This is a genomic window from Rathayibacter sp. AY1F9 (assembly GCF_002932155.1).
In the GTDB taxonomy this organism is placed as follows: domain Bacteria; phylum Actinomycetota; class Actinomycetes; order Actinomycetales; family Microbacteriaceae; genus Rathayibacter.
Genome location: NZ_PSVA01000014.1, coordinates 1 through 12,726 on the forward strand (window position 1 = coordinate 1; position 12,726 = coordinate 12,726).

A 12,726-nucleotide genomic window follows, 5' to 3' on the forward strand; every position below is an offset into this window, starting at 1 on the left:
GCGTGGGCTCCGCTTCGCGGTCGCCGAGGTGGGTGGGCTCCGCTTCGCGGTCGCCGAGGTGGGTGGGCTCCGCTTCGCGGTCGCCGAGGTGGGTGGGCTCCGCTTCGCGATCGCCGTGGGGGAGCGGTCGCCGCGGGGGAGCGCTCCGCTGCGCGGTCGGGTTCTGGGGAGCTGCGCTTCGCGGGAGGACGGGGGGACGGCGGTCGACGGGACATGCTGATCGAGTAGTGAGCAGCGCGAGTATCGAGATCCCCTGACACGAACGCTCGGAGCGAGCCTGTCGAGTTCCCGCGTACGGAAGCGCCGGGTCGGTGCGTGCTGATCGAGGAACGGGCGTGTCGGGGCCGGGGGCACGGACGGGCTTCGGGTGGCCCCGCGCGGGTCAGACGGCGGTGACGATGTCGATGAGGTGGGGGGCGAAAGGGGCGTCGAGGGCGAGGACGATGCGGGTGCGGGCGTCGGAGGGGTGGACGCCGCGGTAGATGCCGCGGAGGTCGGCGACGGTCTGGCCGCGGCCGGGGCCGTGGGTGGCGTCGACAGTGACGTGGACGCGCGGGGCGGAGGTGAGGGCGACGGCGTCGACGGCGATCGCGGCGGCCATGGGGTCGTGCATGGCAGCGGTGCGCTCGCCGAAGTGGCCGACGTAGAAGTCGAAGTAGAAGTCGAGCGCCTGCCCGATGGCCTGCGCGAGGGGATCGGGCGACGCGAGCAGGACGGCGCGATCCTCCTCCGTCAGCAGGTGCCGCATGGTCACGTCCAGGGGCACGAGCGTGAGATCCCAGTCGGCCGCGACGACCTCGGCGGCGGCCGCAGGGTCGTGCCAGATGTTGGCCTCCGCCACGGCGGTCACGTTGCCGGGGACCAGCGCGGCTCCGCCCATCACGGTCACCGAGTGGACGAGGGACGCGATCTCCGGGTGCGCACGGAGGGCGAGCGCGAGATTCGTCAGCGGGCCGATCGCGACCAGCCGCAGCTCGCCCTCGTGCTCACGAGCGAGACGGAGGAGGAGGTCGGCCGGATCCTCGTCGACCGGCTCGCCGCCCTCGGGCAGCGCGACCCCGCCGATGCCGTCGTCGCCGTGCACGTGCGGAGATCCGCCGGCGTAGTCCTCCTCGAGGAAGTGGTGCGCCCCCACGGCGACCGGCACGTCGTCGCGGCCGGCCAGCGCGAGCAGGCCGAGGCTGTTGACGGCGGCCCGGCGGGCGTCGGTGTTGCCGCTGACCGTGCTGATCCCGACGAGGCGGGCCCGGGGCGAGCGGAGGAGGTACGCCAGGGCGAGCGAGTCGTCGATTCCGGTGTCGCAGTCGAGGAAGACGGGGACGGTCGATGCGCTCACGGGGCTCCGATGCTCGAGGGTGGGGGACGCGTCGGGCACCGGCGGCCGACGCTCCCATTCTGCCGCCCCTCCGACACGGTGCCCGCCGCCGACGATCAGAGCAGCGCGTAGGAGTCGCGGAGCCGCGCCCGCCACCAGGCGAGCCGCTCCGGTGACACGGCGTGACGGGAGAGGAGCTCCTCCGAGACCTCCACGCGGCCGACGGGGATGCCGCCGTCGACCGGCCGCAGCGGCCGCTCCGTGACGTCCGCGGCGAGGAGGGACGCGGTGCCGAGTCCGCAGTCGAAGGGCAGCTCGGGGAGCGCCGCGGCCAGGGCGGCGCCCATGGCGAGTCCGACCGAGCTGTCGATCGCGCTCGAGACCACCGCCGGCAGCCCCGCCTCGGCGACGAGCGCCAGCGCCCGGCGTGTCCCGCCGAGCGGCTGGGCCTTCACGACCAGCAGGTCCGCGGCTCCGGCCCGGGCGACGGCGAGTGGATCGGCGGCCTTGCGGACGCTCTCGTCGGCGGCGATCGGGATGCCCATGTACTTCACCCGGTAGCGCAGCTCCGCCAGCTCGTCGACGCTCGCGCACGGCTGCTCGACGTACTCGAGGTCGGACTCCGCGAGGGCGTGGACGGCGTGCTCGGCCTCGTCGAGGTTCCAGCCGCCGTTCGCGTCCACGCGGATCCGGCCCTCCGGACCGAGCAGGCGGCGGACCTCGACGACCCGGGCCACGTCGTCGGCCAGCGTCTGGCCGCGCTCGGCGACCTTCACCTTCGCCGTGCGGCAGCCGTGGTAGCTCGCGAGCACGGCGGCGACCTCGTGCGGTGCGACGGCCGGGATGGTCGCGTTCACCGGGATGCGGTCGCGCAGCGGTGCCGGCTGCTCGCTCCAGCCGTAGTCGATCGCCGCCCGGAGCCACGCCGCCGACTCCTCCGCGCCGTACTCGAGGAAGGGCGAGAACTCGGTCCAGCCCTCGGGGCCGCGCACGAGCGCGATCTCGCGGTGGTCCACACCGCGGAAGCGGGTGCGCAGCGGCAGAGCGACGACGCGGAGTCCCGCGTCGATCTCGCCGAGGGAGGGGAGCGGGGAGGCGGGCACGACGTCGTCCATCCGGCCATTGTCCACCGGCCGGGGCCACGCGGCGGCCACCCGGGCGCAGGAGGTCGGCGACGCGCGCGCAAGCCCCCGGGGTCCCTCCTCCGAGCGCCCGCCGAGGTGCCAGACTGACGAGGCTGCCGTTGGAGTCCGGAGGAGTGCGATGAGCCAGATGCCGATGAGCCCGCCGCCCGCGCCCGCCCCGGGCCCGACGCAGGGCTCCGTCCCCTCCCGCCGCCCGCTCGGCAGGGGCGCCTGGATCGCGCTGGGCACGAGCCTCCTCGTGGGCGTCGTCTACACCGGCGTGCTCGGCACGCTCGTCGCCGTCGGAGTGGGCGGCGCGCTCGACTCCGCCGCCGGCAGCGCGTCGACGAGCGCTCCGTCCGAGCCGTTCGGCGACCCGACGGACGACCCGTTCGGCAGCGGGGACCCGTCCGATCCGCTCTACGACTACCCCGGTTACCAGGACGGTGACGCCGCGACGATCCTCGGCCAGCCGTCCGCGGAGGACGTGCGCGCGAGTGCCGAGCAGGCCGTCGCGGCCGTCGAGGGCGCCGTCCCCGAGGAGTGGACCTCGGCCGACGACGAGTACTACGAGCAGTCGCAGAACGCCTACGGCGGTCCCTCCCTTCTGTACGACTACATCTCGGCGACCGAGTACGCCGCCGCCGACGTCTCGACCGACGCCGACAGGCAGGCGGCGGTCGACCGCTTCACCGCAGCGCTCTCGCCCCTCGGCTTCGACGACGTCGAGGTGGCCGACACCCCCGAGGAGTGGTCGGAGGCGGGCTACGAGCTCGACGGCGACCTCTCGGACGAGGAGGCGTCGGCCGCGCTCTGGATCGTCACCGCGCGCTCCTCCGCCGACCTCGTGCCCGCGATCGAGATGGGCCTCGTCGACCTCGACGCCGATCCGACCGGCCTGGTCGCCGACATGCTGGACGGAGTCGGCCTCTCGCCGGACCCGCAGGGCGCGTTCCTCGCCGGGTACGCGAACGGGGTCCTGCAGGACGAGGACCGCGGCGAGTTCACCGACCGCCTCGAGGAGTACGGCGGAGTCGCCGCGACCTGACCGGGCGCTACAAGCAAGCCCGTCCGCCCGCAAGCCCGAATCGGCGCACCGCCCGCGCCCTACGGTGAGGGGATGGCTGCACCCCGCTCGACCAGGCCCCTGCGCGACTACGCCGCGATCGGAGACGGTCGCACGGTCGCCCTGATCGCGAAGGACGGCAGCGTCGACTGGATGCCCGTCCCGGACCTCGGCTCCACCCCCGCCTTCGCCGCCCTGATCGACGCCGAGTCCGGCGGCTGCGTCGAGCTCGCCCCCGAGGAGCCCGCCGAGGTCTCGCGCGCCTACATCCGCGACACGAACGTCCTCGAGACCACCTTCACCACCGAGTCGGGCACCGTCCGCGTGACGGACGCGCTCGTCACCGGGATCGCGGGCCGCCTCCCGTGGGCCGAGCTCGCGCGCCGCGTGGACGGTGTCGACGGCGAGGTGCGGATGCGCTGGGCCGTGCGTCCCGGAACGGGACTCGGCCGGTTCTCCCCGTGGATCCAGAACGCCGACGGCCGCTCGCTCATCCGCGCCGGAGACATCACCATCGGCGTCACCGGGCAGGAGCACGGGCCCGACGGCGACGACGCGCCCTCCGGCGCCGGCGACGAGCTGACGGGCTCCTTCGTCGTGACCGCGGGGAAGGACGCCGTGCGGCACGTCCTGGTCGTGTCGGCCACGCACGACGAGCCGCTGCACTTCCCGGTCGCGAAGAACGTCGACCGCGGCATCGACCGCACCATCCGCAGCTGGCAGGACTGGTCGGAGGAGTTCTCCTACGACGGCCCGTGGTCCGAGGCCGTCCAGCGCAGCGCCCTCGCGCTCAAGCTGCTGATCTACTCGCCCACAGGAGCCATCGCCGCGGCCGCGACCACGTCGCTCCCGGAGTCGCCCAACGGCGGCAAGAACTGGGACTACCGCTTCGCCTGGGTGCGCGACGCCGCGTACACGATGCACGCGCTGGTGCGCTTCGGCCTGCGCGAGGAGACGCACGCCGCGCTGTCCTGGCTCCTCCGCACGATCAAGGAGCACGGACCGGATCTGCACATCTTCTACGGACTCGACGGCTCCATGCCGACCGTCCTGGAGGAGTTCGACGTCCCGGGCTACGCCGGCATCGGCCCGGTCGTCGCCGGCAACGCAGCGCAGAGCCAGCTGCAGCTGGGCGTCTTCGGCGACCTCTTCGACATCTGCCGCATCTACGTCGACGAGGGCAACGTCCTCGACATCCAGACCGGTCGGCTCCTCGCCCGCGTCGCCGACACCACCTGCGACCTGTGGCGGAACCGCGATGCGGGCATGTGGGAGCTGGAGGAGGAGCAGCACTACACCTCCTCGAAGATGGGCTGCTGGCAGGCGCTCGACGCGGCCGTGCACCTGGCGGAGCTCGGCCAGGTCGCGGGCAGCCCCGACCGCTGGCGCTTCGAGCGCGACCGCATCCGCGAGTGGATCGAGGAGCACTGCTGGTCCGAGGAGCTCGGCTCCTACGTGATGTACCCGGGCAGCGAGGAGCTGGACGCCTCGGTGCTCCTGCACGCGCCCAGCGGCTACGAGCGCGGCGAGCGGATGATCTCCACCATCGACGCCCTGGTGAAGGAGCTCGGCCGCGGCGCGCTGCTGTTCCGCTACTCCGGCATGGAGGGCGAGGAGCACCCGTTCGTGGCCTGCTCGTTCTGGCTCGCGTCCGCCCTGGCCTGCGTCGGTCGGCACGACGAGTCGGTCGCCCTGATGGACGAGCTCGTCGCCACGGTCCCGAACGACGTCGGGATCATGTCCGAGATGATCGCGGTCGACGACCTGGCCTTCTGGGGCAACCTGCCGCAGGGGCTCAGCCACCTCGCGCTGATCAACGCGGCCATCACCATCGAGGAGCTGGCGCCGGAGAAGGTCGGCCGCGCGTAACCCCGCCGACTGCGTCCGCGCAACCCGTTGAGGGCCGGCTCCGAGGGGCGTAGACCGGTACCACCCCCTCGCACCGCACCCACAAGGAGCACCTCAGCATGGATCTCGGGATCACCGGCCGCACCGCCCTCGTCACCGGAGGCGACTCCGGCATCGGCCTGGCCACGGCGCAGCTCCTCCTCGCCGAGGGCGCGACCGTCGTGATCACCGACAAGGACCAGGCGGAGCTGGACCGGGCCGCGGCCGGGCTCGACGCTCCGGAGGGCCGCCTGCACGCCTTCGCCGCCGACGTCACCAGCACGGAGCAGCTCGCCGAGCTGCACCGCCGCGTGGCCGGAGCGGTCGGCGCGATCGACATCCTCGTGCAGTGCGCCGGAGTCACGGGGGCGCAGGGCCTCTTCCACGAGATCGACGACGAGGGCTGGACCAGCACCCTCGAGGTCGATCTGCTCGGGCCTGTGCGGCTCGTGCGCGAGTTCCTCCCCGACCTCCGCACCGGAGGCTGGGGTCGGCTCGTGCTCACCGCCTCCGAGGACGCCGTGCAGCCCTACGACGACGAACTGCCCTACTGCGCCGCGAAGGCGGGCGTCCTCGCCTTCGCCAAGGGCCTCTCGCGCTCCTACGCGCAGGAGGGCCTGCACGTGAACACGGTCTCGCCCGCGTTCATCCGCACTCCGATGACCGACGCGATGATGTCCAAGCGCGCCGAGCAGAGGGGCACCTCGGTCGACGAGGCGATCTCGTCCTTCCTCGACGAGGAGCGGCCGTACATGGAGCTGAAGCGCCGGGGCGAGGCCGAGGAGGTCGCAGCCGTGATCGCCTTCCTCTGCTCCGACCGCGCCTCGTTCGTGAACGGCTCGAACTACCGCGTCGACTCCGGATCCGTCGCCACGATCTGATCCCTGCAACCACGGGCCCCGCCCAGCGCGCGCACCCCGCGCGTGCGGGCGCCGTCCAGCCGAAGAAGCCAGACTCGGGGCGGGACACCGCACCCGGCACTGCAAGAGAAAGGAACGGTCCATGACCACCACCCTCGAACGCCACGTCGAAGCCCCCGCGGGCTCCGGTGCCAAGACCAGCCGCCGTCAGAACGCCGAGAAGGGCTTCAAGGCCTCCAAGGAGCTGCTCGACAGCCTCCAGATCGTCCTCGTCGACCTGATCGAGCTCCACGTCCAGGGCAAGCAGGCCCACTGGAACGTCGTCGGCAAGAACTTCCGCGACCTTCACCTGCAGCTCGACGAGATCATCGAGGCCGCGCGCGAGTTCAGCGACGACATCGCCGAGCGCATGCGCGCCCTCCACGGGATCCCGGACGGCCGCAGCGACACCGTCGCCGCGACCACCACCCTCCCCGAGTACCCGCACGGCGAGATCGACACGGCCGAGACCGTCGACCTGGTCACGATCCGCCTCGAGAACACCGCCGCCACCATGCGCGAGGTCCACGACCAGGTGGACGAGGAGGACCCGACCAGCGCGGACCTCCTCCACGCGATCATCCAGAGCCTCGAGCAGTACGCCTGGATGGTGTCGGCCGAGAACCGCACCACCTCCGCCGCCAAGTAGGGGCGAGCACCGGCAAGGGGACTCCGCGTCAGCGGGGTCCCCTTCCGTCTGCCCGAGCGGTGTCGAGTCGCCGTGCAGTCCGGATCAGTAGGGTCGTGACATGAGCACGCAGGTCTCCGAACTGTTCGACGCGCACCGCTGGGCGGCCGTCGACGGCTTCGACGCACTCGAGGACATCACCTACCACCACGACCGCTCCGGCCGCATCGCGCGGGTCGCGTTCGACCGGCCCGAGGTCCGCAACGCGTTCCGGCCGCGCACGGTCGACGAGCTGTTCCGCGCCCTCGAGGACGCCCGGACGAACCCGCGCGTCGGCGTCGTCATCCTCACCGGCAACGGCCCGAGCCCGCGCGACGGGGGCTGGGCGTTCTGCTCCGGGGGAGACCAGCGGATCCGCGGCCGCGACGGCTACCGGTACTCCGACGGCGAGACCGCCGAGGGCATCGACTCAGCGCGGAACGGCCGCCTGCACATCCTCGAGGTGCAGCGCCTCATCCGCTTCATGCCGAAGGTCGTCATCGCGGCCGTCCCCGGCTGGGCCGCGGGAGGCGGGCACTCGCTGCACGTGGTCTGCGACCTCACCCTCGCCTCCGCTGAGCACGGGCGCTTCAAGCAGACGGACGCCGACGTCGGCTCCTTCGACGCGGGCTACGGCTCCGCGTACTTCGCCCGCCAGATCGGGCAGAAGGCCGCGCGCGAGGTGTTCTTCCTCGCGCGGGAGTACTCCGCGCAGCGCGCCTACGAGATGGGCGCCGTGAACGCGGTCGTCCCGCACGCCGAGCTCGAGACGACCGCGGTGGAGTGGGCCGAGACGATCCTCACCAAGTCGCCCACGGCCATCCGGATGCTGAAGTACGCGTTCAACGCCGTGGACGACGGCCTCGTGGGCCAGCAGCTCTTCGCGGGCGAGACGACGCGCCTCGCCTACGGCACCGACGAGGCCGTCGAGGGACGCGACTCCTTCCTCGAGAAGCGCGAGCCCGACTGGTCGCCGTTCCCGTGGCAGTTCTGAGCCGGAGGGCACGCAGGTGACCCGCCCGCTCGCCGGTGTCGACGCGACGGTCGAGGCCGTCCTCCTCGCTCTGCGCGCGGCCCTGGACGGCAGCGGCCCGGCGATCCTTGTCTCCGCCCCCGGCGCCGCGACCGCCTCCGATGGCGCCGTCGTGCCCCAGCGCGTCGCCGTCGTCGTCGAGACCTCGGGCTCGTCGGGGCCGCCCAAGCGGGTCGCGCTCTCGACAGCGGCCCTGCTCACCAGCGCCTCCGCGACCCTCGCCGAGCTGGGCGGGCCGGGACGCTGGCTGCTCTGCCTGCCGACGCACTACGTCGCGGGACTGCAGGTGCTCGTCCGCTCGCTGACGGCGGAGGCCGACCCGGTCGTCCTCCCGGCCGGCGGCTTCGACGCGGCGGCCTTCCTCGCTCTCGCTCGGACGATGCCGGCGGGGGAGCGGAGGTACTCCTCGCTGGTCCCCGTGCAGCTCGCGAGGCTGCTGGATCTCGCCGAGCGCGATCCGGCCGCGGCCGAGGCGCTCCGCTCGTTCGACGCGCTCCTGATCGGCGGCCAGGCGACGCCGCAGCCGTTGCGGGACCGCGCCGCCGCCCTCGGCGTGCGCATCCGCCTGACCTACGGATCGAGCGAGACGTCCGGCGGCTGCGTCTACGACGGCGTCCCGCTCCACGACGTGCGGATGCGCGTCGAGAACGGGCAGGTGCTGCTCGGCGGCCCGACCCTCGCGGAGGGCTACCTCGACGCCGACGGCGCGATCGACCACGAGCGCAGCGCCGCCGCCTTCCTGGAGCTCGACGGGGAGCGCTGGTACCGCACGGGCGACGCGGGCTCGATCGTCGACGGGCGCCTCCGGGTGACCGGCCGGCTCGACCGCGTGATCGTGTCGGGCGGGGAGAAGGTGTCGCTCGACGCCGTCGAGGCCGTGCTGCGCGAGGGGACCGTCCCCGACGCGGTCGTCGTGCGGCGGGCGGACGAGCAGTGGGGCGAGGTCCCGGTCGTCGTGACGGCGGAGGAGGCTCCCCCGCTCACCGACCTGCGCGCCCTGATCGCCGACCGCCTCGGGCGCGCCGCCGCTCCCGCGGCCGTGCTGCCGGTCGGCCGCATCCCCCTCCTCGCCTCCGGGAAGCCCGACCGCCGCGCCCTCGAGGTGCTCGCCGAGCAGGCCTGACCGGCTCCGAGCGTCGACGGGCCGGTGGGTAGGATTCCCTCCGTGTCGAGTACGAGTCGCAAGAAGAAGTCCTCCAGCGGCCGCCCCGGGGGCAGCCCGCGAGCGGTCGTCGTGAAGCCCGCCGGTCCCCGCGAGTGGATCGCCGGCGCCCGCCTCCGCACCCTCCCGCTGGCCGTCGCCCCCGTGCTCATCGGCACCGGAGCGACCCAGGTCGTCGACGAGGGCTGGCACTGGGTGCGCGCCCTGCTCTGCCTGGCCGTCTCGCTCGCCCTGCAGATCGCCGTCAACTACGCCAACGACTACTCCGACGGCGTGCGCGGCACCGACGCCAACCGCGTCGGACCCTCGCGGCTGACCGGCTCCGGAGCGGCGAAGCCCCGCCAGGTGCTCACCGTCGCCCTGGTCTTCTTCGGGATCGCGGCCGTCGCCGGCCTCGTGCTCACCGCCCTCTCAGGGCAGTGGTGGTTCCTGATCGTCGGCGCGGCGGCGATCGCGGCCGGCTGGTTCTACACCGGCGGACGCCGCCCCTACGGCTACCTCGGGCTCGGCGAGCTCTTCGTCTTCGTGTTCTTCGGCCTGGTCGCCACCGTCGGCACCACGTTCGTGCAGATCGGCCGCACCAACCAGGAGTCGTGGCTCGGCGCCGTGGCGGCGGGCCTGTTCGCCTGCGCCGTGCTCATGGTCAACAACATCCGCGACATCCCGACCGACCGCCTCTCGGGCAAGCGGACCCTCGCGGTGCTCGCAGGACCGGCCGTGTCCCGAGCGATCTACACGGGTTTCGTGCTGATCCCGTTCGGCATCGCGGTGATCCTCGCGCTGTTCTACCCGCTGGCATGGCTGACGCTCTTCGTGCTTCTGATGATCCTGCCGGCCATCCTGATCACCTTGACGGCGAAGACGGCGAAGGAACTCATCCTGGCGCTGCAGCTGACCAGCCTGGGCGGGCTCGCCTACGCGGTCATCCTCGGGGCGGCGCTGGCGTTCTAGAGCGGAGGCTCGCACGAGGCGGGCTCGGGTGGGCCGGATTCGGGTGATATCGGCTGTTGCGTGCCGGGCCTGGTGCGAGCGGGGTCAGCGCGTCCGAGGGGAGCCCTCGCCGGCGGGATCGCCCGGCTCAGCGGTCGTCGCGGGTCGCGTCGACCGCGGCGTCCTCGACGTCGTCGTCGGTCGGGGCGCGCGGGACGTCCTTGCGGCGCTCGTAGATCGCCTCCGCGATGCGCTCGCGGGGCTTCCTCAGCAGGATGTAGGAGAGTGACAGGCTCGCGATCGCGGCGACGAAGCCCGCGGTGACCGCGGCCGTCAGCTCCGAGTCGACGAAGGTGCGCGCCGGCAGGTACACCAGCACGAAGACGCCGGCGAACATCGCCAGGCGCAGGAGCGAGTAGACGACGACCGCGCGGCTCAGTTTCACCGGGACAGTGTACGTCGGCCCCTGCACGCGCTTCCGTGAGCACCGTGGGAGCCTCCTGTCCAGCGTCCGTGCGGACCCTCCCCGACGGGGGTGCCGGACGTAGACTCGTGTCCATGATCCGCCTCGTCATCGGCCTGCTCGTGGCCCTCGCCGTCTTCACGGTCTACACCGTGATCGACGTCGCGATGAGCAACCGTCACGCCGTGCGGGCGATCCCGAAGTGGTCCTGGCTCCTGGTGGTGCTGATCCTCCCGGTCATCGGTGCGGGACTGTGGTTCTGGATCGGCCGCCCTCGCAAGCAGCGCGCCGCCGGCCGCCGCTACACCGCTCCGGACGACGACCCCGACTTCCTCGGCACCCTCCGCACCGAGCGCGACCCCGAGGAGGAGCGCCTGCAGGCCGAGCGCATCGCCCAGCTCGAGCGCGACCTCGCCGAGATGGACGAGCAGGGCGAGGCCGACGGCCCCGGCCGCCGGGATGCCTGAGCACCGGCCGGTCGCCCCCTCCACCCGATTCGCGGTCGACCTCCTCACCCGCTTCGTCGCGCTCGGCGTCCGCGACGTCGTCGTCGCTCCGGGCTCCCGCTCGCAGGCGCTCGCCCTGGTGGCGGCCGAGCTCGAGACCCGCGGCGACATCCGGCTGCACGTGCGGATCGACGAGCGCTCCGCGGGGTTCCTGGCGCTGGGCCTCGCCCTCGAATCCCGGATGCCGGCGCTCGTGATCACGACCTCCGGCACGGCGACCGCGAACCTGCACCCGGCAGTGCTCGAGGCGGACGCCTCGGACGTGCCGATGATCGTCCTGACCGCCGACCGGCCCGACGAGCTGCGCGGCATCCGCTCGAACCAGACGGCCGAGCAGCGCGAGCTGTACGGGCGTGCCGTGCGGCTGTTCGAGGACGTCGCTGCTCCGGACGACGCCTCCCTGCCCGAGGACGCGCGGGCGCTCGCCGATCGTGCCGTCACCGTGGCGCGCCGCGGGCCGGTCCATCTGAACCTCTCCTTCCGCGATCCGCTCTCCTCCGCTCTGCCCGACATGGAGCGGATCGAACCGGTCTCGTCGCCCGCCGTCGGATCCTGGATCCCGGGTGCCGTCGTGACCGCCGGTCCCGGTGAGCCGCTCACGGTCGTCATCGCCGGGGACAAGGCGGGCGCCGCGGCCGAGGAGATCGCTCGCGCCGGCGACTGGCCGCTGCTGGCCGAGGTCTCCTCCGGCGCCCGCTTCGGACCGCAGCTCGTCGTCGCCTGGCGGCGCCTGCTCGGCGAGCCCGACTTCGGCGGACGCATCCGCCGGGCGATCGTGCTCGGACACCCGACGCTCTCCCGCGAGGTCCCCGATCTGCTGCGCCGCGAGGACGTCGAGGTGATCGTCGTGGACGCCGTGCGCGATCAGTTCTACAACCCCGGCCGGCGCGCCCGCCGCGTCGGAGGCGTCGACGTGGTCCGCCCCGAGGGGTCGCCGCGTCCTGAGCGCGGCGAGCGCGCCTGGGCCGGATCCTGGGTGTCCGCGAGCCGCGCCCTGACGGTCGACCCCGACGAGCTGGACGAGGTCCCCGACGCGGGGTCGATGTCGGTCGAGGACCGCCGCGGCTACGCGCGCAACGCCCTCGCCGCGATCAGGGCACCGCTCACCCGCGACTTCGTCGTCGCCGCGGTCTGGAAGGTCACCTGGCCGCACGACCGGCTGCTGTTCGGAGCGTCGCGGCTGATCCGCGTCGCCGACGGGACCCTGCCGGGCAAGCGGATATCCGTCCTGGCGAACCGCGGCCTCGCCGGCATCGACGGCACGATCTCGACGGCTCTCGGGATCGCGGTGGCTTCGCAGGCGACCGAGCAGGGAGCCGGCGGAGTCACCCGGGCGGTCCTCGGCGATCTCACTCTGCTCCACGAGGCCGGCGGCCTCCTCCTCCCGCCCGGAGAGCGACGCCCGCGCGTGCAGCTCGTCGTCGTGAACGACGGGGGCGGCACGATCTTCGACGGACTCGAGGTCGCGTCGAGCTCGCATCCCGATGCGTTCGACCGCGTGCAGTTCACCCCGCAGAACGCCGATCTGGAGGCTCTCGCGCGCGCCTACGGGTGGGGCCACCGTCGTGCGGCGACGCGCGGCGAGCTGGAGCAGGCGCTGACCTCGCCGGGTGACGGGCCGGGCATCGTGGAGATCCGGCTCGAGCGCTGAGTCCGCACGGGTCCGGTCGGTCG

The 12,726-nt window shown here is 73.2% G+C and carries 13 protein-coding genes; 10 read left to right on the top strand and 3 right to left on the bottom strand.

The window, feature by feature from the left end; genetic code table 11:
* Positions 1 to 220: hypothetical protein (locus tag C5C37_RS17735; protein ID WP_219814477.1), on the top strand; the 220-nt coding region annotated here is incomplete at its 5' end.
* A 162-nt stretch (positions 221 to 382) separates the two neighbouring features.
* On the opposite strand, the gene C5C37_RS10255 is transcribed toward C5C37_RS17735, so the two are convergent.
* A complete protein-coding gene (locus C5C37_RS10255) occupies positions 383 to 1,336 on the bottom strand; it encodes a nucleoside hydrolase (protein WP_104287693.1) in 954 nt (317 codons plus the stop codon).
* 95 nt (positions 1,337 to 1,431) lie between these two features.
* Positions 1,432 to 2,430, bottom strand: a complete 999-nt coding sequence (locus C5C37_RS10260) for an o-succinylbenzoate synthase (RefSeq protein WP_104247928.1) — start codon at positions 2,428 to 2,430, stop codon at positions 1,432 to 1,434.
* 148 nt (positions 2,431 to 2,578) lie between these two features.
* Between C5C37_RS10260 and C5C37_RS10265 the strand changes: the two genes are divergently transcribed.
* The 7 genes from C5C37_RS10265 (at position 2,579) to C5C37_RS10295 (ending at position 10,104) form a co-directional block, all read left to right on the top strand.
* Positions 2,579 to 3,487 carry a hypothetical protein gene (locus tag C5C37_RS10265; protein ID WP_104262954.1) on the top strand — a complete coding sequence of 303 codons (909 nt, stop codon included), beginning with the start codon at positions 2,579 to 2,581 and terminating at the stop codon, positions 3,485 to 3,487.
* Between the two features lie 72 nt (positions 3,488 to 3,559).
* On the top strand, positions 3,560 to 5,374 hold the full coding sequence (locus C5C37_RS10270; protein WP_104247930.1) for a glycoside hydrolase family 15 protein: 1,815 nt from the start codon (positions 3,560 to 3,562) through the stop codon (positions 5,372 to 5,374).
* A 98-nt stretch (positions 5,375 to 5,472) separates the two neighbouring features.
* A complete protein-coding gene (locus C5C37_RS10275) occupies positions 5,473 to 6,273 on the top strand; it encodes an SDR family NAD(P)-dependent oxidoreductase (protein ID WP_104338894.1) in 801 nt (266 codons plus the stop codon).
* Positions 6,274 to 6,394: 121 nt separating this feature from the next.
* On the top strand, positions 6,395 to 6,940 hold the full coding sequence (locus C5C37_RS10280) for a Dps family protein (RefSeq protein WP_104223596.1): 546 nt from the start codon (positions 6,395 to 6,397) through the stop codon (positions 6,938 to 6,940).
* Between the two features lie 100 nt (positions 6,941 to 7,040).
* Positions 7,041 to 7,952, top strand: a complete 912-nt coding sequence (locus C5C37_RS10285; RefSeq protein ID WP_104249778.1) for a 1,4-dihydroxy-2-naphthoyl-CoA synthase — start codon at positions 7,041 to 7,043, stop codon at positions 7,950 to 7,952.
* Positions 7,953 to 7,968: 16 nt separating this feature from the next.
* Entirely contained in the window at positions 7,969 to 9,114 is a 1,146-nt protein-coding gene (locus C5C37_RS10290; RefSeq protein ID WP_181127404.1) for an AMP-binding protein, read from the top strand.
* A gap of 42 nt (positions 9,115 to 9,156) precedes the next feature.
* The gene (locus tag C5C37_RS10295; protein WP_374953116.1) at positions 9,157 to 10,104 is read left to right on the top strand and encodes a 1,4-dihydroxy-2-naphthoate polyprenyltransferase; all 948 of its coding nucleotides are present in this window, start codon (positions 9,157 to 9,159) and stop codon (positions 10,102 to 10,104) included.
* A 127-nt stretch (positions 10,105 to 10,231) separates the two neighbouring features.
* Here the strand turns inward: C5C37_RS10295 and C5C37_RS10300 are convergent, their stop codons facing one another.
* On the bottom strand, positions 10,232 to 10,528 hold the full coding sequence (locus tag C5C37_RS10300) for a DUF4229 domain-containing protein (protein ID WP_104239140.1): 297 nt from the start codon (positions 10,526 to 10,528) through the stop codon (positions 10,232 to 10,234).
* A gap of 113 nt (positions 10,529 to 10,641) precedes the next feature.
* Between C5C37_RS10300 and C5C37_RS10305 the strand changes: the two genes are divergently transcribed.
* Positions 10,642 to 11,013, top strand: a complete 372-nt coding sequence (locus C5C37_RS10305; RefSeq protein WP_104262987.1) for a PLD nuclease N-terminal domain-containing protein — start codon at positions 10,642 to 10,644, stop codon at positions 11,011 to 11,013.
* Positions 11,006 to 12,703 carry a 2-succinyl-5-enolpyruvyl-6-hydroxy-3-cyclohexene-1-carboxylic-acid synthase gene (gene menD, locus C5C37_RS10310; RefSeq protein ID WP_104338895.1) on the top strand — a complete coding sequence of 566 codons (1,698 nt, stop codon included), beginning with the start codon at positions 11,006 to 11,008 and terminating at the stop codon, positions 12,701 to 12,703. The genes C5C37_RS10305 and menD overlap by 8 nt, the downstream gene beginning before the upstream one ends.
* Positions 12,704 to 12,726 lie beyond the last annotated feature (23 nt).

Bases quoted from the DNA above. Each gene is read 5' to 3' on its own strand.
- C5C37_RS10260 (WP_104247928.1), bottom strand. From the start codon at position 2,430: ATGGACGACGTCGTGCCCGCCTCCCCGCTCCCCTCCCTCGGCGAGATC.
- C5C37_RS10270 (WP_104247930.1), top strand. From the start codon at position 3,560: ATGGCTGCACCCCGCTCGACCAGGCCCCTGCGCGACTACGCCGCGATC.
- C5C37_RS10305 (WP_104262987.1), top strand. From the start codon at position 10,642: ATGATCCGCCTCGTCATCGGCCTGCTCGTGGCCCTCGCCGTCTTCACG.
- C5C37_RS10265 (WP_104262954.1), top strand. From the start codon at position 2,579: ATGAGCCAGATGCCGATGAGCCCGCCGCCCGCGCCCGCCCCGGGCCCG.
- C5C37_RS10285 (WP_104249778.1), top strand. From the start codon at position 7,041: ATGAGCACGCAGGTCTCCGAACTGTTCGACGCGCACCGCTGGGCGGCC.
- menD (WP_104338895.1), top strand. From the start codon at position 11,006: ATGCCTGAGCACCGGCCGGTCGCCCCCTCCACCCGATTCGCGGTCGAC.
- C5C37_RS10275 (WP_104338894.1), top strand. From the start codon at position 5,473: ATGGATCTCGGGATCACCGGCCGCACCGCCCTCGTCACCGGAGGCGAC.
- C5C37_RS10280 (WP_104223596.1), top strand. From the start codon at position 6,395: ATGACCACCACCCTCGAACGCCACGTCGAAGCCCCCGCGGGCTCCGGT.